Here is a 17,557-nt window from a genome sequence, read left to right on the forward strand (position 1 = left end):
ACAACCTATGCAGCAACCTATGCAGCAACCGATGCAGCAACCGATGCAGCAACCGATGCAGCAACCTATGCAGCAACCTATGCAGCAACCTATGCAGCAACCGATGCAGCAACCGATGCAGCAACCGATGCAGCAACCTATGCAGCAACCGGTGCAGCAACCCGTGCAGCAACCGATGCAGCAACCGATGCAGCAACCGATGATGTAGAAAAACGTGAAGCGGTCGCTTGTCATGACTTGGCCGGACAGCTCGGCATTGAATGTTCAAAGCGTTGGTACGGTGCGTACCAAGGCGGCAATATGTGGGCCGGATACGATTGCTATCTCACATCGTGCCGCGACATCCTTGGTTTGGAATTAAGCAGCCACGAGGCCTATGCGCATTGGGAACAAGCAGCGATCCATGGCGGCTTCCGCGTGATGCATGAGGAATTCTGCCTTGTGTCAGATTTTCCTGAAGTTTTGCGCGTTGACGATCAGAACCGGCCACATTGTGAAACAGGACCATCCCACAGATGGCGCGACGGCTGGGCTTTGTATTTTTGGCATGGCGTCAAGGTTCCGTCGCATTGGATCGAGGATCGTAAGAATCTAGACCCGGTCGAAGTATTGAAGGCAGAGAATGTGGAACAACGTGCAGCGGGAATGCAGATTCTTGGCGCTCGCATGATCCCAGCACTCAAGCCTCGCATTATTGACGGCGACCCGACAAGCGACATGGGGGCTCTGGTAGAGGTGACACTCCCAGGATTCCCCGAGACGGGTCGATACCTTCAGGCAAAATGCCCGAGAAACGGGACGATATTCGAAGGCGTTCCAAAGGTTTCCGACATTGATGGCCTGCCAATTGAAACGGCCTTGGCTGCACAGGCTTGGCGCATCGGTGACCCGCAATCCGAATACATGCATCCAACCCGCAGAACTTAATCCTTGAAAGGAAATTGAAATGAAACAGGTAATTGGCCAGCAGGGCGAAGTACGCATTATCAAGATCGATGCTCTTCCAGAAGCCATGCAGACAAAGAATGTAGACCGCATCGCAAAAGGTTTTGTGATCTCACACAGCGAAAGCGGCCATCATCACTGTGTCACAGGCGGCGATGTCATGGAGCGTATCGACAACGTTCCGGAGGGCATGCAGGTGTTTTTCGCAATCCTCGAAAACCCTGAAGAATTTGTGCAGGACGCTGCCAACCCGCACGGCGGCTACAATCTTGAACCCGGCATTTATGAGTTCCGCGTGAGCCGGGAGTTTGACCCATTTTCCGAACAGGCCCGGCGCGTCGCCGACTGACCCACCAATCGGCTGAATCGATCAATGGAAAGGAGAATTAGCATGGCCGAAGTCGGACATAATTCGGAGCTTACACCGGAACAGCGCAAAGCGCTTATGATGGACCATTACCGGAACATCGGTGAGGCGAAAGAAAAGCTTGAGGAAGCCCGCAAGGAATACAACAAGCGGCGGAAGCTGGCCAAGGCTGAGAAGATCAAGCTGGCAGATATCGATTTCATGTTCCGTTGTGCAGACATCGAAGATGGCCAGATAATCATTGATACTCTCAAACAGCAGGCCGAGATCGCATCCTGGTTTGCTCTTCCCGTTGATTTTCAGCCTGACATGTTCGGGAATTTCGAACGTGAGCCCGGAGAAGACCTTGCACGGCGTCAGGGTAAGGCCGCAGGCGCAACCGGTATTGGCTCCAACCCATATGACGAGCACAGTCCGATGGGACGTGCATGGGCTGAGGAATGGTCCAAAGAGCAGGAAATTGCTCGGGAATCTCTCAAGATCGTCATGGAGAAGCGAAATGCCGCGGCAGACAATGATGACGGCGATCCAGACTTTTCCGATGAGGAGGCTGCGTAAATGGCCCAACTCAGATACGGACAAGTTCTTGAGGCATCGCCGGCCTATCAGCGGGCAGTCGCCTTGCAGCGCGCAAAGGAGCGCGAACGCCGGTTGGACAATGAAGTTGTACAGCTTCCTACCTATCAGGAAGTGAAGAAAATTGTTGAGACCAAAATACAAGAAGAAGATGATAAGGAGGAGCGCGAACGCCTGAATACTTGGCTGCTTATGGCTGACTATCGCAGTTCGAATCCCAGTGTTGCAGCCATTCAGGAATATCATGCCCGTGAGAATGGACTTTCGGTAAAAGCACTCAAGGGTGACTGTCGTCTCAGGCACCTCGTTGAGGTGAAATATGACGCCATTCTGGAAACGCATATTCGGCGACCAGAACTCACCCTTCCGCAGATCGCTCGCGAATTCGATAAAGATCACACATCCATTTTGTCAGCTCTTCGCAAGCGCGGAGTTCGGTGTGTCCCGCGGCGTCGTTTTGATCCCGTAGAGGCTCAACGACTGCATCGAAACGGTATGACCACTGATCAGATCGCCAAGAAACTCGGCTTCGCTGTCGAGACCATTCGCAGGGCCACAAAACCCTCTCAGGCAATTGTGGAGGCGCTATGAACATGCACAATCCCTTCCAATGGACCGATGAAGCGGTAGCGCGCATGAAGACGATGGTGCTCGACGGTCAGTCCGGTTCAGTCATCGCTCGTGAGCTTGGCACAACCCGAAGCGCCGTTCTTGGCAAGATGTTCCGGCTGAACATGAAAACGACGTCCAAGACTTCGGCAGCGCTCGTCGGCAAAATCACCAAGCACACATTCAATTCAACAAATCTGGCTGTCAAGAAAGCCAATCGTGCGCTCGATCCATTGTTTGAAGCACCCAAGCCAGCAATCACGACCAAGGAATATGAGGCTGATTGCCTTCGTCTTCTAATCCACGAATGCGGTGTCAGACAGTGCCGATATGAGGTCGATAGTCCAGCGCAGGGCGGGGAATATCGCTTCTGCGGCAAAGAAACAGACGAAGGTCAATCCTGGTGCCCGCATCATCGCAAACTTGTCTTCCAACCGCGCACTGAAACGCTTCGGGCAAAAGCCAAGGCTGAGCATATTGCGAGGAGGGTGGCATGACCCCTCCAGACAATGACAACAACCAATCCGACACAGGCACTTATGTCTTCATGTACTCACTGATTGCGGTCGCAGTGCTTCTGCTGGCCTTCGTTCAGTGTCATGTCGAGCCCGCCGACGCACTTCCACGCGCCGTAAACCCTGTTCAGGTCGCGAGGTGCCGATAGATGTCAATCCTCGCGACAACCGCCGGCAATACACGGGATCTTCTCGCTAATCGCAAGAACGATTTGTATGAGACGCCGCCAGAGGCCGTACACGCCCTGATGCGTGTTGAAACACTCCCATTGCGTCTTTGGGAGCCTGCATGCGGACCGGGATCAATCGTTCGAGAACTTCGGTCAGCAGATTTCGACGTCCTTGCGACCGATCTGGTTGATTACGATAGCCCAGATCAGGATGCTTTTGGTGTGGATTTTCTTATTCCCGGCTTGGCTGAAAGCTATGCAACCGGACAGCAAGGTATCGTCACCAACCCCCCGTTTAAGAACGCATTGGAATTCGTAGAGCGCGCCCTTGATATGGTGCCTTACGTCGCGATGCTCATGCGTTTGAATTTTCTGGAAAGCGAGAAGCGCCGATCAATCATTGATAATGCTCCACTCGCCCGCGTTCACGTATTCCGCAATCGACTTCCGATGATGCATCGCGACGGCTGGGAAGGTAACAAAACCACCAGCACCATGGCTTTCGCTTGGTTTGTCTGGCAGCGCGGATATGTCGGCCCAACTGAACTTCATCGTTTGTCGTGGGAGGCTGCAGAATGAAGAACCTCGCCCGAAATCACCCGGATTCTCATCCACTCACAGAGCGCCAGCTTAAACTGCGCAATGGCCTGATCGACTTCCTGAAATCCAAACGGGGCGGCTGGTTTGCGCGTGATCGCATCATCTTCAAATGCGGGTTTGAGAGCATGAAGGTCGATCCGTTCGGTGCTGAATTTCACAATGCGATTATCCGCGCCAACATCAGTCTTGCCCGCAAGGGATTGAAGATTGTCCGGTCAGAAGATGGTGCGGAACTCTATTCGGTTCAGCCGGAGGGTTACGGGCGATGACTGTGATCCTCGGTTTAGATATCGCTTCCCGCACCGGCTGGGCCTACTACGATGACAAAGCTTCCCTGTCCGCCATTCGTGTCGGACACATCCAATGCGAGGGTGAGGAGTTCGAGGACAAGTCAGCTTTTCTCGGCAAGGCATTGGTCAAACTCATCAAGTCTGACCGTCCAGATTTCGTTCTCATTGAGCGGCCGATGCGCGCCCAGCCGATTGGCGGAAAGCGCACTGTGAAGTTCATGGGTGAGGAACAGACCGTCGAAGCCAAGGGCTCCGGCATCAATGCGGTTATATCCTCGAATCAGCTCGTCGGAGCAGCTTCGGCGATCATTGGGGCATACAACATCCCATTCGAGACAATCGCTTCTGTGAGTTGGCGCAAAGCCTTCCTTGGCTTCGGCACTCATAAGGGATGGGAGCGAAAGGACTGGAAGAAAGCAGCGCGTGATCGCTGCACCCAATTGAAAATCAAAGTGACCAACGACGATCAAGGTGAAGCGGTGGGAATCGCCTTTGCCGGGTCTGGGCTCGATGTCGTGAAGATGATGAAGATGAGGGCGGCATGAATGTGGCTCTTCGTTCCGACAGTCTCAACATTCTCTCCATCTGCACCGGTGGAGCTGGTCTCGATCTCGGCCTCGAACTGGCAGTTCAAGGCGCTCGAACTGTCTGCATGGTCGAGAGGGAAGCCTTCGCGGTCGCGCAATTGGTATCAGCTATGGAGGCGTGCCTCTTGGCTTCAGCGCCTATATGGAGCGATGCCAGAACATTTAACGGCCGCCAATGGCGTGGCGCAGTGGACGGCCTCATTGGCGGCATCCCGTGCCAGCCGCATAGTCTTGCCGGAAAACGGCTTGCCGAAGAAGACGAGCGCGATCTCTGGTCAACGGCACGTCGCATCATCGTCCAGTCTGGTGTCTGGTTCGTCCTCATTGAAAACGTTCGAGGAATGCTCTCATCGGGCGGCGCTGAGCGGGTCAGACGAGACCTTCACCGATTGGGCTTTGCGGTTGAGGGAGGATTGTTCACGGCGTCAGAAGTCGGCGCGTCTCATGAGAGAGAGCGCCTCTTCATCCTCGCAGTCTCAGACCGAAACGTTGGCCAGGCCAACGCCGACGGCCAATATGGTGACGGGGCCAGGATCGAACGGCAGGGACGGCGGAGACAACCTTCAAACGGCCGTACAGAAGTTTCATCCGTCGGCCTGGCCGACGCCAACAGCGAACGATTGGAAGGGGAGCGGCCCGACGATGGAACGATCGGACGGCAAGATGCGCGGGGATCGGCTGGATTACGCGACGGAGCAAGTTTGGTCGATCGACGATCAGCCCTCGACATCTACAGTGAATTCCAAGAGTTCGGATGTATGGAGTACACCTCGCGCGTCGGACGGGGAGAAGGGCGGTCCCAATCAGAGTTTCGGAGCGGGAGGGGTGCCTCTGCCAGCGCAAGCCTCCCAATGGTCAACTCCATCGGTAGCAGACACGACAGGCGGCAGGATGGCTCGGTCGGGAATGAGATCGGACGAACCATTGCTGAAGGGGCAGGCGTTTGCACTGTCAGATCAATGGGCGACACCTCGATCGAACGAAGTGGGACAGTGGCAGTACGCAAACCCGCAACAAACGAAGAAGACACTCACGTTAACGGGACAGGCCTTTTCCCACCCGGACCCAACGATCTTACAAGTTGGCGAAACGTCCTCGAAAGAGCGCCGGAGCTTGAACCCGCTTTTCGTCGAGTGGCTAATGGGCTGGCCTCAAGGTTGGACGTTGCTCGCGTGGACAGACTTCGCATGCTCGGCAACGGAGTTGTCCCGCTGGAATCAGCGTATGCGTTCCGCACTCTCTCAACTCGCCTCGCCACAAGAGGCTCCGCCGGCGCAGCTCGCCTTGTTCGGATGATGGGGGAATAGTATGAATTATCAGGCAGCTAACATCCGACCCGCACTACCCGACGCGATGGAAGCCGAACAGGCATTGCTTGGATCCATTCTGATCTCGAATGAAACATATTGGCGCGTTGCCGGTTTTCTCAAGCCCCAGCATTTCACCGAAGAGTTGCATCAAGCCATTTACGACACTGCTGGCAAGATGATTGCCGAGGGCAGGGCAGCCAATCCCGTTACCATGAAGGGTTACTTGCCAACCGATCTGATGATTGGTGACATGAGCGTAAATGAGTACATGGCCAGCTTGGCGGCGAATGCCGTGAATACTGTGGGTGTATATGATTTTGGACGCGCGATCATTGAAATCTGGTCACGCCGGATGCTGATCACCGCTGCGCATGACCTAGACGGCTTGGCGAGAAATATGCCAGTCGATATGACGCCCGAGAAGATAATATCGTCCACTGCGGATATTCTCACGAAGATCGCACAGGAAGGCAACGAGCGCGCCGGTTCACTCAAGTACGGGGTATTGCTCCCCAAAGCCATTGATCGCGTTGCTAAGGCTTCTCTGTCAACCACATCGCTCATTCCATGGTTTCTCCCGGAGATTACCCGTGTGGCAGGGGATATCAGGCGCGGCAATCACATCGGTGTCATGTCGGACTCGGGCGGCGGCAAAACCTCATTCGCTCTCCAACAATGCAGACATGCCGCATTGGCAGGGTTCCGGTCGGCATTTTTCTCTATCGAGATCACAGACGAGGAAGCGGCTCTTCAGGCCGCGGCTCAAGCCAGCCGGATCAGTCTCGATCGCCTTGACGCATTCAATCTGGATTCACGGGAGAAGGACCGCATCGAAGCTGAGATGATGAAATCTGTCGATATCCCGTTTGATATCGTTGGATTTGCTGATTGCTCACTATCCGACATCCGCATCAAAATGGAGGCGATGAAGAAATCAGTCGGGCTCGACGTGGTTGTCATCGACCATGCTAAAATGATCGCTCTACCCAATCCAAAAGATATTTTCGCCGAGCGCATCAATGCTCTTTATCGTGGGCTCAAGGGCATCGGGAAATCGCTCGATGTTGCGGTTGTTACCCTCATCCAAAGAAATGACGATTGGAAAGCGCGGTGGCGTACTGGTGGATCAATTCGCCCAATGATGGGTGACGCATACGGTGGTGGCAGCGTGAAGCAAAACCTTGACATCTGGGTTTCGCTCTATCGGCCGGAGCCACTCTACAAAGAGCTTATCCCAATCTGTCCGCCAGAACGAGCCCGCGATGGTGTGGAGACCAAGCGAGACAAGATGATCCGTGATTATGAAACATCACGCGGAAAAGCTTGGATCATCAACCACAAGCGCCGAAGAGGCGAGCCTGGTCAAAGTCAGCAGATCAACTTCGAGGCTGAATACACCTCATTCACATCCAGTACGGCCGACATGCCAGAATCCTTTGAAGGATTTTTCGAATGAACCGCTCAGATGCACGTGCGATTGACAAGGGTTTCGGCTGGATCGGTGAATACCGTCTGGTCTGGAAGGCTGAGTATTACGAGGTGAAGAAGGTTGGATCAGATGGCCGCAGGACCAGCTCGCCGGAAGTGTTTCCATCAAAAGCGGAAGCCGAATGTGCCGCTTGGCGGGCACTTTATGAGACGGAACAACCGGTAATGCTCCGGGCAGGTGAACGGGTATCCAGCCAACATCGCAATGCGGCGGAAGCGCTGTTTAAGCCCATCAATGTTTCGGCAGATCAAAACGAGGAGTTTGAAGTATGACCCGCATGACATTGCAGTGGCTTATATTCGTATGCCTCACTCTAACCGTCGTTGGCGTTGCGGCGCTGATGGGGTTTATCGTGGCGCTGTGGACCCAAGACGTGACCTATCTCGGACTGACCATCCTAGCGGCCTATTTATTGGCAACAGCAGCGGTTGGATATGAACTATATCGACCACGTTATGCATCTGGAAGTGCCTTTTGGTATCTCTGCGATGTCTTCGAAAGAGTTGGAATCGCCGGGACTTTTATCGGTCTGGTGCTGGCCTTTCAGGCATTGCGCGATATGGACGCCGCCGGTGAGTGGCGGCAGCACTTGCTTGAGGGTGTGAGCACCAAATTCCTTTGCTCCATTACAGGTATTTTCGCGGCTCTATTTCTGCGGACGCAGCTCAAGATTTTGGGAGTGCGGGAGCCATGAAGGCACTCCCAACGCCATTCTTTGACCTTGCCATGGGTGTTGTGTTCGCTCTCCTAGCAACCATCGTTGTTATGGAGGCTGGCAAGCCAAAGAAAGCCGAAGAGGTCGGTATCCCCACGAAGGCTGAATTCTCAATCCAGATGACATGGGATGACGGCAGCGCGGACGATATGGACTTGTATGTCCGTGGACCGACCGGTGAGATTGTTTTCTTCGGTAAGACCCGCAACGGCTATATGACCTATGATCAGGACAACATGGGCCGCAACAACACGGTCATACAGGCTGATGGCTCAACCATAGAATCCAAATCTCGGCAGGAAACCGTAACACTTCGGGCGATCGTTCCGGGTGAATACGTCGTCAATGCCCACCAGTACCGTAAGAATAGCGCGCCTGAATTTGTTGACCATGTGACCATCAGAGTCACCAAGCTCAATCCATTCTCCAATGTGACACAGGCTACAAAGGAATTCACCGAGCAGGGACAGGAACAGACTTTCGTCAACTTCACCATCACTCAGGATGGGCGTGTGGACTCTGTCTATGTGTCGCCGGTTCAACTCATAGGAGCCGCGAAATGATGCAGCTTACCATCACTAAAGTGGATCGTACCTTCCGGGGAAAGTACTACGAACGAGAAGTCCTGAGCCCTGATTTAGGGCCGTCCCTGATCTCGCTCTACGAGGAAGCCTACAAGGATGGGAACTGGAAGCCCAGAAAGCGCCGCGTCCATTGGTGGCAGGTGTGGCGACCGATAGAGCTTGAATGGATAGAGCGCCACTTCGATGGGAGGGAAGTTGAACCATGATTACCCTCACCATCCTCTCCGGTGTTCTCACGTCATCGCTCGCGCTGTGGCTATTGGTCCTGCGGGTCGATCCACGCTACCGCCTCTATCTGGCCGTGTTTATTCCGCTCGCATTTGCGTGGCCATTTGCAGTCTATCAGTATGGCGGATCACTGCTGGGCTACTCGATTGCCGCCCGCATCCCTGCAGATTTCAGACTGGTATTTGCCTATGCGGATGACAAGATTCACACGGTCTATGCGCTGATCGTTGAGCCTGGTGCGTCTGTGCCAAGGCTCTACGCCATCACCGATAATTACGAGCAGAACAAAAAACAGTTCGCTCAAGCGCAGGCCGCCAAGGGCCGGGGCATTCCCGTATCGGGAACACCGAAGAAGGGTGCAAAACCCGGTAAAGCCAAGGTTGCGGGCGTCGGTGACGATGGAGATTTCATTTTCTATCAACTGCCACCTACGGGTGTGCCAGATAAGGATGCAGGATGATGGACACTCTTCGCTGGCGCCTATTCAAGATCATCAGTGCAATTGGCTGGTGGGTATGTCCCGAGCCTCACAAATCAAATCTGCAAAGCCAACTCCCGCAATGGAAGGATATCCATAGTGAGTGAAAGATATCTTCATGTCCGGTGTGAATGCCACCACCCGTTGCATTTCATCGATTTCGATTTCTGGCCGGACGATAAATGGGGTGATGAGATCACCGCATCATTCGTTGGTGGTCAAAACCCTAGTTTTCTCACTCGGCTCAGCGTAGCCGTAAAATACGTGTTTGGCCGAGAGAGGCTTGTAGAAGCCGATATTATTCTCACGAAAGAGAAAGCCCTTGAGTTAGCCGCGTTCCTTCATAGGTCGGCAACCAATGGGGCGCGTACTGAATGAATACTGTGCGCGCTATTGAGATCTGTCAGGAATTCAACATCACGGTTGTGCCGGCGAATGTTGCTCCTAAAGGAGGGCAGACGCGCGCACCGAATACCATAGAACGCATCATAAGACGCCATGGAGAGGCAAGGGCGCGTTTTGTTCTTGGAACGCTGGCAGATACTGCAAACAACCGCGTGTGCCTTGATGAGACGGTTATGTGGGCAGTGAACGATCTGGTGACTGCTGCTGAGAAGAACTTTCCCGAGATCATCAACAACAACGTTGAGGCTTGGTACTCATTCTTTGATTCAATGCCTCTTGGTGTCTTGCAGTTCTGGTGTCTCGATTTGGAGGGTGTTGTGTCCAAGCGCCATGCCCTTGCCGGAATGATGTATGAGAGATTGAAACGGAAATTCGGACCACTTTCACAGCAACCTGACTTGTTAGATGATAGGCGAGGTTAAAATGACTGACGCAGAAATCGCAGAACTTTTCATTGTTGCGGCCGAGATCGAGCGGAAGATGCCACCGGCAGGTGAACGTCCCGCAAAACTGAGATCGCAATCACTGGCTTTTGTGCATGATCAGGCTGATATGAACAGTTGGCCTGCACCGCACCGCAAGGATGATCCGCTAAGCACAATGATCCGTCGCAAGCGCGAAGCTGGAGATCAATTGGAGATGGGGGATCAAGGGCGCCTCGACCAGGATAGCCGTGATTTCTGGGACGGTAAAACCGACAAGCTCAAGCCGCAGGACGTCACTCAATGGGAGCGTTGCATGGACCTGATCAAGATGGTTAAACGTGAGCGGGATCGCCGTTGTCTTTGGGCGTGGGCATCTTCAAAGGCCGGGGGCCGGTCATTTTCAAAGTGGTGTCGTGATGTCGAACATGTGCATCGGGTGTACGGAATAGACTGCAAAAAGCGCGCTTTGCTCGAAATTTCATTCGCTTTACGGTGTAAGCCATTGCAGCATAACGATAATGCCACTTTGGGCACCTTGCAACCTGACACTGAAATCGGGCATATTGCAGATACAATCGCGGATCATGACTACGAAGCAAAGCAGCCGACACACTGGATGGCTGAAGATGCAAAGCCTCTCGCTTTTGATGAAAAGCTGCAGGACTTCTCGTATTATGAGGGCCGCAAGGAACAGCGCCGTCAGCGTGAGGAAAAGCTCAGGCAATGTGCAGCGTAATACAGACAGCCACTGATGGCCTCGCGGAAACGATGTTGTTGATCACAAAAGCGGGGTCATTGGCTATTCAATACCAAGCGAAGCCCGATGGAACGCGAAGGCTGAAACATTCGTATGGCTTGGTCTACAATCAGTTGGTTAATTGCGTTTGGAAATCCTCGTGAGGAACGCTCCCAATAGGGCCGACTAGGGTAAGATTTCAATTTGGATGGCTCGCAAGAGGTGAGGACAACTGCGCTGCCGAGGTTCCGAGGGCATGGAAGCCCCACGTAGCCTAAATATCGGCGAAGGCAGCCCATCCAATTCAAAACAAGACCCGACACGCCTCTCGTAGAAGCGCACCCAGTCGGGTTACTTATTAGGACGGCAGCATAGATATACGGCCATGGTTCGCTACTATGGCGAGGTCAGGTAAACCTTGGGAACCTGGATGCTGTAGAGGCTGTGCACGGCCGTTCCGTCCTAATATCCACGCGGCGGTACAGTGTTGCGACCGAGGCCGCGTGTTAGATTCTCGCAACCGTAGTGGCAGAGTGGAAGTGCTCAAAAGAGTGAAGACGCCTAGATGCCTTGGGGATGCGAAACTGGCCAGTAGCCAAGCCTGAAGACCTGACGAATACCAGCCCCAATCAATTTCGCGGGTGTCATCAAGGAGATGCAACAGCCTTCCAAGCTGTGAAGATCGGTTCGATTCCGGTCATCCGCTCCAATTCTGGTCCGTTGAGGGGTTCTCAGTGTTCCCTCTTAATTCGGATAGCCTCGTGGCTAAGGGATGGGGAATCTCGTCCACCAGAATATTATTTGCTGGTAGTCATACTGAATCCCAGAGGCACGTCGAAGCCGGGCAGTAGGTCGCGGTCCCTAAAAGCCGCCAGCAAACCTTCAATCCATCCTCTCCATTCAGTGGGGATTAATTCATGTCGCAGGATTGGTACTTTTCACTTGAAAGAGAAGTCATCATGAAGGGATTTTGGTCGGGATTAACTGAAGAGCAGAAGTCCGCCATTCTCGAATATCGTGGTCCAGAAAATCACGGAGATCCCGCATTTTATACCGAATTCACAAAAGCAGTTATAGCCAGATACCCCAAGGTCATGGCCGAACTTGCAAGGGACGATTGAACATGTCGTCAAGTAAGGACTATCTCGACAGGTCCGTTGATCATGCCCACGACGCGGTTGTGAAGGCTTGTAGCGAATACGCTCGCCTGACATGTGAAGATGACATGCTGGATCTGATCGCCGACATTCACATGCAGTATGCCAAGCTGACCAAGGATGACGTTGTCAAAGGCGTCTATGATCTTATCGGAATTGATGTCGTTGGCGGCAACGGACGCTAAGCGGGCATTCATTAAATGGAATTGGTTCGGGCAACTTCATCTGGCGCATACATCCAGGTGAGGGAGGCCATTGAATGGTCCGCTGATCAGCCGAGTGATGAAGACGGGTACATCGAGCCAGACGTTAGAGACGCCGCGCTTCGGATAGTTGATATGTTCGAACTGCTGCGGTTTCCAGTACCGCACATCACAGCATCGGGCCCGGATCGGCTTATGTTCGCATGGCAGATCGACGGAATGAAGTTGTATCTATCCTGCTGCCCAAGTGAGGGCGCTGACTTCTATGATCAGTTCAAAGGATTGGTCATGCATGTGGGGGCTGAGTGATGAGCAAATCGCTTGGCCACTTAGGATGATTGGTTCTTTAGCTCCAGTTCAGCGAGTGTCAGACTTTTTCCATCCAAGAAAAGGTTTAGCTCGTCGCGCAATTCAGCCGCTCCCAGCCGATTGATTGCCATATCAATAGTGCCGTTCGCGGTTTGAAGGACGAGCGCCCCCAACAGGGGATCGTCGCTGAATTTGACGATATCTGACTGCATTAAGCGGTTGGGTTCTTTCTTTCGTCCGGGCATCGCTTACCTCCAGTATCTGCTGGAACCCTATCACAACCATTTTGGATAGCACCATGACGCTAAATGAATTCAAGGCCTTTCTGGAAGGCTATGAGGCCTCTTTCGTGGACGGCGTTCCAAGCGCCAAGCAATATGTCGTCATCAAGGAAAAGCTGGCGAACGTTGCCGTTGCAATTGAATACAAGCCCAAGCCGCTACCGATCAATGAGCCGAACAGATATCCGCCATTTGATAGAGTTTGGTTCGGACCCAATACCAGTAAGGATTCGCCGTTTGTTGCTCCAGCCACGTGGACCTGTTGAAACCTGAAGGCATCCCAATGTTCACCAAGCTATGGACATGGCTGAAAAGCCTGTTCTCAAAAGGAAAAGCCGAAATGGATAACGTTTCGAATTCAAGCATTCCGGCTGCAGAAGTTGTGCCGGCGCCTGTCGTGTCGGTTGTGGCTGATCCAGCCCCAGATGCGCCTGCATCAGCATCGGTTGCCCCGACCACAATTACGCTTGCCGTAGATACTTCCGCCGTTCAGTCGGCACTTGATGAGGCAAAAGCTGAAGTGGCCAGCGCTGTGGCACAGATCGAAGCTGAGGTTGATGCCAAACTATTCGAGGTCAAGAAGCTCCTCGATTTCTATGGCCACGACATTCCGATCTGGGATGAAATCGTAGCGCTGGCCAAGAAGGTCTAGGGTTTTCTAGGTACGACTACCCAGTCAATAAAGAATGCATTTGTCTCTTTGATATCAGCTAAAGCGCGCTCAGCCTTCAATTTCTGCTCTGTCTCAAGATCACGGGGTATCTCCACACGGTATATCGGGGCGCCTAGTCCATAGGGGCTCACATGAGATGCCTTACAATCGTCAGGCAATGCGGCCTGAATTGTTTTGAAGATGCGTCGCGCTTCTATGGCCTGCTGTTCTAGTCCTCCATTTGGAGTGATGGCTTCTCGCAGCGCCCCATTCAGCTTGGCCTGCCAGCCTTCGCCGCCTTCTTTGAATTTCGCAATCACATCCGCATCGAGGCGAATGGTGACGGGTGACTTCCCGGAATGTGGTCTGCCCCTGCCGCGCTTCACATTGCTGACTGAGGCTTCAACGGGTTGATCAGTCGTCTCTGCCGTCGCAATCGGTGGAATTGTCGCATTCTTAAATGCAATTGCCATAACAGACCTTTCGAATTGTTCGCTTACAATAATAATTGTTCGCTTACGAAAATGCAATAAGGGCCAAAGATGAAATACATCGCCATCGGCAAGCCGGTTCCTAATGCGAATGATGAGTGGGAAGCACGAGCACAAGATTTTATCCCCCGCACAATCGTTGAGCAGGAAAACGCTCCGGTCGATACGGGCCTACTGAATGCAGATGGCGTGAAATTGTACCGGATGGAAGATCGTGCGCCCATTGGCTTTGTACGTCATCCGCTCAATCAAGGATAAAACATGAACCGCGAACAGTTCGATTGTTATCTCGATGGCGTGGAGCTGATGCTCCGGGAAACAATGAGCGTCGCCCAGTTTAAGGCCATTGTCGAAAAGTTCGACCAGGTGCTGAATACCGAGATCGCACATGCGAAAGAGATAGCGACCGTTAATGTTGTCGCGCCTGCCATTGATGTCGAAAGCAGACCTGATGAATATCAGTGGGCAGAAGTAAGGGTCGCAGCTCCAGTTGTCTCTGCGATTGACGAGGCCGTGAACGCCGCACAACCGATAAAGATTAGCGTTGTGATCGACGCAACACACATGTCCGATGCCGACTTTGCTGCGCTCAACGCACGGATTGATCCTGTAATTGATCAGCCGGCGTCAACCGAACAGGCTAACCCGGTTGGTGAGAGGGCATTCAGTATATGAAATTCTCCTCTGAGAGCCTCGTAGGTCGCGATTTGCGACGTGCTGGATGGCATGAGTGGTTCGCCTGGTATCCCGTGCGTACAGATGACAATACCATCTGTTGGCTAGAATATGTTGTGCGCCGCGGAGATTGGAGGTGGGTCAGATATGGCCAAAGTGAGTATCTCCAATTTGTTTGGGAATATCGCGACAATGCCGGTGATGTACCACAGGTGCACAATCCATGCGCTCCGCCGCCACAGTCAAGGCAGAAGTAGGATATCGCAGTGTCACTAACCGGAAAGCAAGAGGCGTTCGCCCGCGCATACACCGAATTGGGTAATGCATGGTTCGCCGCTCATGATGCTGATATTCAACTGATGCCAGTGCCCCCATCGAGCGGCTACTACGTTTACATCTTAGTGCGTCCCGATACCGATGAGATTGTTTATGTCGGAAAAGGCAAGAACAATCGCATGTTCCAGCACGTCAGAGACGTGAGGGCTGGAAGGATCAGCGGTTTAAAGAAATACCAGGGACTATCCAAGTTGATGCAGGCAGGAGTAGTACCGCAGGCTTATACTATTTTCATCGGATTGAATGAGCATCAAGCATATGAATTGGAACGCAAACTAATCCGATCAATTGGGAAAAGCCATTTGCTCAACAGTGGATCTGGCATCCGAAATGCCGATTTAATTTCACTGCAGCGACTGGATGACCTTATTCGGACCGTGCGACCCAAGGCAGAGTGGCTGTCTTATGCAGCGAAACGTAAGGACTTGCCACCAGAACTATGCGGTGAAGCTTTCTATGATAAATTGCTAGACGAGATGCAGGAAACGCGGGCGTCTATCATTGCGACAATCGCGGAAAAATTTGGCGCGTCTGTTTTTGAAATCAATCAAAGGTAATCAAACGTGGCGCGTGGTGGCAGGAGAATAGGCGCTGGGCGTAAAGCAGGGGCCGCTACAAAGCGAACTCGCGCAATTGCTGACCAAGCTACCGCTCACGGTTTGACGCCGCTGGAAGTCATCCTGAAGGCTATGAACGTGCATGTCGATGCCGAAGAGTGGGACCAAGCAGCGGCGTTGGCAAAAGATGCGGCACCATATATGCATCCTAAGCTTGCAGCGATTCAGCATTCTGGCCCAAAGGGTGGTCCCATCCAGACGGTCGACCTTACAAATGTGAGTATTGATGACCTCGAACGCCTCGAAGCTCTCTTCGGTCCGCTTGCCAGTGGATCCGGCGACGATGATGAGAGCGATCAGGGCTGAACGGGCGCGGAGAGAAGCCGAAGCTGAACGGGAGCGGGTATCTAAAGACGCTGAACGCATTCGGGCGCGCTGTAAGACCTTATCTGGGTTTGTGCGAGAGGCTTGGCATGTGCTGGAGCCGACACAGCCCTATATTCACGGCTGGCATATTGATGCAATCTGTAGCCATTTGGAGGCCATTACCCACGGCACATTCCTCGCCATGGGTTTATCCAACCGGCTGCTGATTAACGTCCCGCCCGGTTCATCCAAGTCTCTGCTCGTCTCTGTGATGTGGCAGGCATGGGAATGGTCGATCGGTCTGCGGTCGATGCGTTACCTGACTACGGCTTTCAACGAGACGCCGGTCAAACGCGATACGCGTAAATGCCGCGATCTGATCATGTCAGACTGGTATCAGTCGCTCTGGCCGGAAGTTAAACTGAATCGTACCGGCGAAATGTCATTCTCGAATACGTCGACTGGAACGCGTGAGGGCGTCCCATTCGGGTCTCTGACGTCACAACGTGGCGACCGACTTATCATCGACGATCCGCATTCGACCGAAACGGCGGAAAGCCAAGTTGATAGGGCAGGCACGACACGCCGTTTCCGTGAAGGTGCGCAGAACCGATTGAATGATCAGGCTGTATCGGCAATTGTTGTCATCATGCAGCGGTTGCACGACGAAGATGTGTCGGGTGTGATCAAGAAACTCGGGATGGAATACATCCACGTCATGCTACCGATGGAGTTTGAGCCGGAACGACGGTGCTCGACGCCAATCGGCTTTATTGATCCCAGGTCAGACGATGGCGAATTGCTCGATCCGGTCCGCTTTCCTCGCGACGAAGTTGAAAAACTGAAACGGGATATGGGCTCCTATGCCTACGCCGGCCAATACCAGCAGCGTCCGACACCGCGAGAAGGCGGCCTGTTCAAGCGCCAGTGGTTCGAGGGCAAGATACTCAACATGGCGCCGGAAGGCACCGTTTGGGTACGTCACTGGGATTTGGCTGCGACAAAGAAGGTCACAGCAGCCCGTACAGCGGGTGTAAAGATTGGCCGCGCTCCAGACGGACGCTTTATCGTCGGTCACACCGTAAAGACACAGGAAGAGGGTAATCGGGTTCGATCCCTTATTCGCGCCGTTGCTGAAACGGATGGCAAGGAAGTTCGGATTAGCCTTCCGCAAGACCCAGGACAGGCGGGCAAAGTCCAAGCCCAGGACATGGTGTCCATGCTGGCAGGCTGGAAAGTATCGGCTGAACCTGAAACCGGCGACAAGATCACAAGGGCCGAGCCCTTCTCCAGTCAATGTGAGGCCGGGAACGTCTATCTCCTCGAAGGTAGCTGGAACGACGACTATCTCGATGAACTCTGCCTGTTCCCAGGCGGGTCATTCAAGGATCAGGTCGACGCTTCATCTGGTGCTTTCGGGCAATTGATGAACGTCAAGCGCCCCATGGTCATCAGCGATGAAGTTCTCCGTAGAGCGGGGCAACCATATAGAAGGTAATAC

The 17,557-nt window shown here is 53.3% G+C and carries 29 protein-coding genes and 1 tRNA gene; 28 read left to right on the plus strand and 2 right to left on the minus strand.

The features are described from left to right. From AC1Q5O_RS03640 to AC1Q5O_RS03740, 21 genes are all read left to right on the plus strand, one after another. Positions 1 to 927 (plus strand): DUF6745 domain-containing protein (locus tag AC1Q5O_RS03640; protein ID WP_492561913.1); only part of this gene is annotated, 927 nt, incomplete at its 5' end. A 19-nt stretch (positions 928 to 946) separates the two neighbouring features. Next, a complete protein-coding gene (locus tag AC1Q5O_RS03645; RefSeq protein WP_071477302.1) occupies positions 947 to 1,294 on the plus strand; it encodes a DUF8820 family protein in 348 nt (115 codons plus the stop codon). Between the two features lie 42 nt (positions 1,295 to 1,336). Continuing rightward, positions 1,337 to 1,870 carry a hypothetical protein gene (locus tag AC1Q5O_RS03650; protein WP_071477301.1) on the plus strand — a complete coding sequence of 178 codons (534 nt, stop codon included), beginning with the start codon at positions 1,337 to 1,339 and terminating at the stop codon, positions 1,868 to 1,870. Then, positions 1,871 to 2,479: a hypothetical protein gene (locus AC1Q5O_RS03655; RefSeq protein ID WP_071477300.1), complete on the plus strand. Its 609-nt coding sequence runs from the start codon at positions 1,871 to 1,873 to the stop codon at positions 2,477 to 2,479. Then, on the plus strand, positions 2,476 to 2,994 hold the full coding sequence (locus AC1Q5O_RS03660; RefSeq protein ID WP_071477299.1) for a GcrA family cell cycle regulator: 519 nt from the start codon (positions 2,476 to 2,478) through the stop codon (positions 2,992 to 2,994). Before AC1Q5O_RS03655 ends, AC1Q5O_RS03660 begins: the two co-directional genes overlap by 4 nt. Before the next feature lie 167 nt (positions 2,995 to 3,161). Continuing rightward, on the plus strand, positions 3,162 to 3,761 hold the full coding sequence (locus tag AC1Q5O_RS03665) for a class I SAM-dependent methyltransferase (RefSeq protein ID WP_492561914.1): 600 nt from the start codon (positions 3,162 to 3,164) through the stop codon (positions 3,759 to 3,761). Next, positions 3,758 to 4,051 carry a hypothetical protein gene (locus AC1Q5O_RS03670; protein ID WP_071477298.1) on the plus strand — a complete coding sequence of 98 codons (294 nt, stop codon included), beginning with the start codon at positions 3,758 to 3,760 and terminating at the stop codon, positions 4,049 to 4,051. Before AC1Q5O_RS03665 ends, AC1Q5O_RS03670 begins: the two co-directional genes overlap by 4 nt. Continuing rightward, a complete protein-coding gene (locus AC1Q5O_RS03675) occupies positions 4,048 to 4,617 on the plus strand; it encodes a hypothetical protein (RefSeq protein WP_071477297.1) in 570 nt (189 codons plus the stop codon). The genes AC1Q5O_RS03670 and AC1Q5O_RS03675 overlap by 4 nt, the downstream gene beginning before the upstream one ends. Beyond that, entirely contained in the window at positions 4,614 to 5,966 is a 1,353-nt protein-coding gene (locus AC1Q5O_RS03680; protein WP_071477296.1) for a DNA cytosine methyltransferase, read from the plus strand. The genes AC1Q5O_RS03675 and AC1Q5O_RS03680 overlap by 4 nt, the downstream gene beginning before the upstream one ends. 1 nt (position 5,967) lies before the next feature. Beyond that, complete coding sequence (locus tag AC1Q5O_RS03685) at positions 5,968 to 7,425, plus strand: DnaB-like helicase C-terminal domain-containing protein (RefSeq protein WP_071477295.1); 1,458 nt, start codon at positions 5,968 to 5,970, stop codon at positions 7,423 to 7,425. Next, positions 7,422 to 7,730, plus strand: coding sequence for a hypothetical protein (locus AC1Q5O_RS03690; protein WP_071477294.1), 309 nt, complete (start codon positions 7,422 to 7,424; stop codon positions 7,728 to 7,730). The genes AC1Q5O_RS03685 and AC1Q5O_RS03690 overlap by 4 nt, the downstream gene beginning before the upstream one ends. Beyond that, positions 7,727 to 8,152, plus strand: a complete 426-nt coding sequence (locus AC1Q5O_RS03695) for a MotA/TolQ/ExbB proton channel family protein (protein WP_071477293.1) — start codon at positions 7,727 to 7,729, stop codon at positions 8,150 to 8,152. The genes AC1Q5O_RS03690 and AC1Q5O_RS03695 overlap by 4 nt, the downstream gene beginning before the upstream one ends. Then, on the plus strand, positions 8,149 to 8,736 hold the full coding sequence (locus AC1Q5O_RS03700) for a hypothetical protein (protein WP_071477292.1): 588 nt from the start codon (positions 8,149 to 8,151) through the stop codon (positions 8,734 to 8,736). Before AC1Q5O_RS03695 ends, AC1Q5O_RS03700 begins: the two co-directional genes overlap by 4 nt. Then, positions 8,733 to 8,963, plus strand: coding sequence for a hypothetical protein (locus AC1Q5O_RS03705; protein WP_071477291.1), 231 nt, complete (start codon positions 8,733 to 8,735; stop codon positions 8,961 to 8,963). Before AC1Q5O_RS03700 ends, AC1Q5O_RS03705 begins: the two co-directional genes overlap by 4 nt. Next, complete coding sequence (locus tag AC1Q5O_RS03710; protein ID WP_071477290.1) at positions 8,960 to 9,445, plus strand: hypothetical protein; 486 nt, start codon at positions 8,960 to 8,962, stop codon at positions 9,443 to 9,445. The genes AC1Q5O_RS03705 and AC1Q5O_RS03710 overlap by 4 nt, the downstream gene beginning before the upstream one ends. A gap of 117 nt (positions 9,446 to 9,562) precedes the next feature. Next, positions 9,563 to 9,841 carry a hypothetical protein gene (locus tag AC1Q5O_RS03715; RefSeq protein WP_071477289.1) on the plus strand — a complete coding sequence of 93 codons (279 nt, stop codon included), beginning with the start codon at positions 9,563 to 9,565 and terminating at the stop codon, positions 9,839 to 9,841. Further along, positions 9,838 to 10,290: a hypothetical protein gene (locus tag AC1Q5O_RS03720; protein ID WP_071477288.1), complete on the plus strand. Its 453-nt coding sequence runs from the start codon at positions 9,838 to 9,840 to the stop codon at positions 10,288 to 10,290. The genes AC1Q5O_RS03715 and AC1Q5O_RS03720 overlap by 4 nt, the downstream gene beginning before the upstream one ends. Before the next feature lies 1 nt (position 10,291). Further along, on the plus strand, positions 10,292 to 11,029 hold the full coding sequence (locus AC1Q5O_RS03725; protein WP_071477287.1) for a hypothetical protein: 738 nt from the start codon (positions 10,292 to 10,294) through the stop codon (positions 11,027 to 11,029). Between the two features lie 637 nt (positions 11,030 to 11,666). Next, positions 11,667 to 11,738, plus strand: a tRNA-OTHER gene (locus AC1Q5O_RS03730). A gap of 208 nt (positions 11,739 to 11,946) precedes the next feature. Then, entirely contained in the window at positions 11,947 to 12,150 is a 204-nt protein-coding gene (locus AC1Q5O_RS03735; protein WP_143078472.1) for a hypothetical protein, read from the plus strand. Positions 12,151 to 12,152: 2 nt separating this feature from the next. Beyond that, on the plus strand, positions 12,153 to 12,371 hold the full coding sequence (locus AC1Q5O_RS03740) for a hypothetical protein (RefSeq protein WP_071477286.1): 219 nt from the start codon (positions 12,153 to 12,155) through the stop codon (positions 12,369 to 12,371). Between the two features lie 347 nt (positions 12,372 to 12,718). Here the strand turns inward: AC1Q5O_RS03740 and AC1Q5O_RS03745 are convergent, their stop codons facing one another. Next, positions 12,719 to 12,943 carry a hypothetical protein gene (locus AC1Q5O_RS03745; RefSeq protein ID WP_071477284.1) on the minus strand — a complete coding sequence of 75 codons (225 nt, stop codon included), beginning with the start codon at positions 12,941 to 12,943 and terminating at the stop codon, positions 12,719 to 12,721. 53 nt (positions 12,944 to 12,996) lie between these two features. Between AC1Q5O_RS03745 and AC1Q5O_RS03750 the strand changes: the two genes are divergently transcribed. Both AC1Q5O_RS03750 and AC1Q5O_RS03755 read left to right on the plus strand, forming a co-directional pair. Next, positions 12,997 to 13,245, plus strand: coding sequence for a hypothetical protein (locus AC1Q5O_RS03750; protein ID WP_071477283.1), 249 nt, complete (start codon positions 12,997 to 12,999; stop codon positions 13,243 to 13,245). Positions 13,246 to 13,262: 17 nt separating this feature from the next. Further along, the gene (locus AC1Q5O_RS03755; RefSeq protein WP_071477282.1) at positions 13,263 to 13,631 is read left to right on the plus strand and encodes a hypothetical protein; all 369 of its coding nucleotides are present in this window, start codon (positions 13,263 to 13,265) and stop codon (positions 13,629 to 13,631) included. On the opposite strand, the gene AC1Q5O_RS03760 is transcribed toward AC1Q5O_RS03755, so the two are convergent. After that, a complete protein-coding gene (locus AC1Q5O_RS03760) occupies positions 13,628 to 14,104 on the minus strand; it encodes a BrnA antitoxin family protein (RefSeq protein ID WP_071477281.1) in 477 nt (158 codons plus the stop codon). The genes AC1Q5O_RS03755 and AC1Q5O_RS03760 overlap by 4 nt on opposite strands. A gap of 69 nt (positions 14,105 to 14,173) precedes the next feature. Here AC1Q5O_RS03760 and AC1Q5O_RS03765 point away from each other — a divergent pair, with 69 nt between their 5' ends. The 5 genes from AC1Q5O_RS03765 (at position 14,174) to terL (ending at position 17,554) form a co-directional block, all read left to right on the plus strand. Next, positions 14,174 to 14,380 carry a hypothetical protein gene (locus tag AC1Q5O_RS03765; RefSeq protein WP_071477280.1) on the plus strand — a complete coding sequence of 69 codons (207 nt, stop codon included), beginning with the start codon at positions 14,174 to 14,176 and terminating at the stop codon, positions 14,378 to 14,380. Between the two features lie 3 nt (positions 14,381 to 14,383). Continuing rightward, entirely contained in the window at positions 14,384 to 14,797 is a 414-nt protein-coding gene (locus AC1Q5O_RS03770; RefSeq protein ID WP_071477279.1) for a hypothetical protein, read from the plus strand. A 266-nt stretch (positions 14,798 to 15,063) separates the two neighbouring features. After that, positions 15,064 to 15,690, plus strand: a complete 627-nt coding sequence (locus AC1Q5O_RS03775) for a GIY-YIG nuclease family protein (RefSeq protein WP_071477278.1) — start codon at positions 15,064 to 15,066, stop codon at positions 15,688 to 15,690. 132 nt (positions 15,691 to 15,822) lie between these two features. Continuing rightward, positions 15,823 to 16,056, plus strand: coding sequence for a hypothetical protein (locus AC1Q5O_RS03780; protein WP_492561915.1), 234 nt, complete (start codon positions 15,823 to 15,825; stop codon positions 16,054 to 16,056). Beyond that, positions 16,034 to 17,554: a phage terminase large subunit gene (gene terL, locus AC1Q5O_RS03785; protein WP_177192628.1), complete on the plus strand. Its 1,521-nt coding sequence runs from the start codon at positions 16,034 to 16,036 to the stop codon at positions 17,552 to 17,554. Before AC1Q5O_RS03780 ends, terL begins: the two co-directional genes overlap by 23 nt. The last annotated feature ends 3 nt before the right edge of the window (positions 17,555 to 17,557 follow it).

The organism is Phyllobacterium sp. MT110, assembly GCF_058792715.1.

What these genes read in the sequence shown, in the direction of transcription:
- AC1Q5O_RS03770 (WP_071477279.1), top strand. Translation starts at nt 14,384, where the DNA reads ATGAACCGCGAACAGTTCGATTGTTATCTCGATGGCGTGGAGCTGATG.
- AC1Q5O_RS03720 (WP_071477288.1), top strand. Translation starts at nt 9,838, where the DNA reads ATGAATACTGTGCGCGCTATTGAGATCTGTCAGGAATTCAACATCACG.
- AC1Q5O_RS03740 (WP_071477286.1), top strand. Translation starts at nt 12,153, where the DNA reads ATGTCGTCAAGTAAGGACTATCTCGACAGGTCCGTTGATCATGCCCAC.
- AC1Q5O_RS03685 (WP_071477295.1), top strand. Translation starts at nt 5,968, where the DNA reads ATGAATTATCAGGCAGCTAACATCCGACCCGCACTACCCGACGCGATG.
- AC1Q5O_RS03710 (WP_071477290.1), top strand. Translation starts at nt 8,960, where the DNA reads ATGATTACCCTCACCATCCTCTCCGGTGTTCTCACGTCATCGCTCGCG.
- AC1Q5O_RS03675 (WP_071477297.1), top strand. Translation starts at nt 4,048, where the DNA reads ATGACTGTGATCCTCGGTTTAGATATCGCTTCCCGCACCGGCTGGGCC.
- AC1Q5O_RS03745 (WP_071477284.1), bottom strand. Translation starts at nt 12,943, where the DNA reads ATGCCCGGACGAAAGAAAGAACCCAACCGCTTAATGCAGTCAGATATC.
- AC1Q5O_RS03665 (WP_492561914.1), top strand. Translation starts at nt 3,162, where the DNA reads ATGTCAATCCTCGCGACAACCGCCGGCAATACACGGGATCTTCTCGCT.
- AC1Q5O_RS03755 (WP_071477282.1), top strand. Translation starts at nt 13,263, where the DNA reads ATGTTCACCAAGCTATGGACATGGCTGAAAAGCCTGTTCTCAAAAGGA.
- AC1Q5O_RS03700 (WP_071477292.1), top strand. Translation starts at nt 8,149, where the DNA reads ATGAAGGCACTCCCAACGCCATTCTTTGACCTTGCCATGGGTGTTGTG.
- AC1Q5O_RS03680 (WP_071477296.1), top strand. Translation starts at nt 4,614, where the DNA reads ATGAATGTGGCTCTTCGTTCCGACAGTCTCAACATTCTCTCCATCTGC.
- AC1Q5O_RS03705 (WP_071477291.1), top strand. Translation starts at nt 8,733, where the DNA reads ATGATGCAGCTTACCATCACTAAAGTGGATCGTACCTTCCGGGGAAAG.
- AC1Q5O_RS03735 (WP_143078472.1), top strand. Translation starts at nt 11,947, where the DNA reads ATGTCGCAGGATTGGTACTTTTCACTTGAAAGAGAAGTCATCATGAAG.
- AC1Q5O_RS03750 (WP_071477283.1), top strand. Translation starts at nt 12,997, where the DNA reads ATGACGCTAAATGAATTCAAGGCCTTTCTGGAAGGCTATGAGGCCTCT.
- AC1Q5O_RS03645 (WP_071477302.1), top strand. Translation starts at nt 947, where the DNA reads ATGAAACAGGTAATTGGCCAGCAGGGCGAAGTACGCATTATCAAGATC.
- AC1Q5O_RS03690 (WP_071477294.1), top strand. Translation starts at nt 7,422, where the DNA reads ATGAACCGCTCAGATGCACGTGCGATTGACAAGGGTTTCGGCTGGATC.
- AC1Q5O_RS03655 (WP_071477300.1), top strand. Translation starts at nt 1,871, where the DNA reads ATGGCCCAACTCAGATACGGACAAGTTCTTGAGGCATCGCCGGCCTAT.
- AC1Q5O_RS03670 (WP_071477298.1), top strand. Translation starts at nt 3,758, where the DNA reads ATGAAGAACCTCGCCCGAAATCACCCGGATTCTCATCCACTCACAGAG.
- AC1Q5O_RS03780 (WP_492561915.1), top strand. Translation starts at nt 15,823, where the DNA reads ATGAACGTGCATGTCGATGCCGAAGAGTGGGACCAAGCAGCGGCGTTG.
- AC1Q5O_RS03650 (WP_071477301.1), top strand. Translation starts at nt 1,337, where the DNA reads ATGGCCGAAGTCGGACATAATTCGGAGCTTACACCGGAACAGCGCAAA.
- AC1Q5O_RS03760 (WP_071477281.1), bottom strand. Translation starts at nt 14,104, where the DNA reads ATGGCAATTGCATTTAAGAATGCGACAATTCCACCGATTGCGACGGCA.
- AC1Q5O_RS03725 (WP_071477287.1), top strand. Translation starts at nt 10,292, where the DNA reads ATGACTGACGCAGAAATCGCAGAACTTTTCATTGTTGCGGCCGAGATC.
- AC1Q5O_RS03660 (WP_071477299.1), top strand. Translation starts at nt 2,476, where the DNA reads ATGAACATGCACAATCCCTTCCAATGGACCGATGAAGCGGTAGCGCGC.
- AC1Q5O_RS03765 (WP_071477280.1), top strand. Translation starts at nt 14,174, where the DNA reads ATGAAATACATCGCCATCGGCAAGCCGGTTCCTAATGCGAATGATGAG.
- AC1Q5O_RS03695 (WP_071477293.1), top strand. Translation starts at nt 7,727, where the DNA reads ATGACCCGCATGACATTGCAGTGGCTTATATTCGTATGCCTCACTCTA.
- terL (WP_177192628.1), top strand. Translation starts at nt 16,034, where the DNA reads ATGATGAGAGCGATCAGGGCTGAACGGGCGCGGAGAGAAGCCGAAGCT.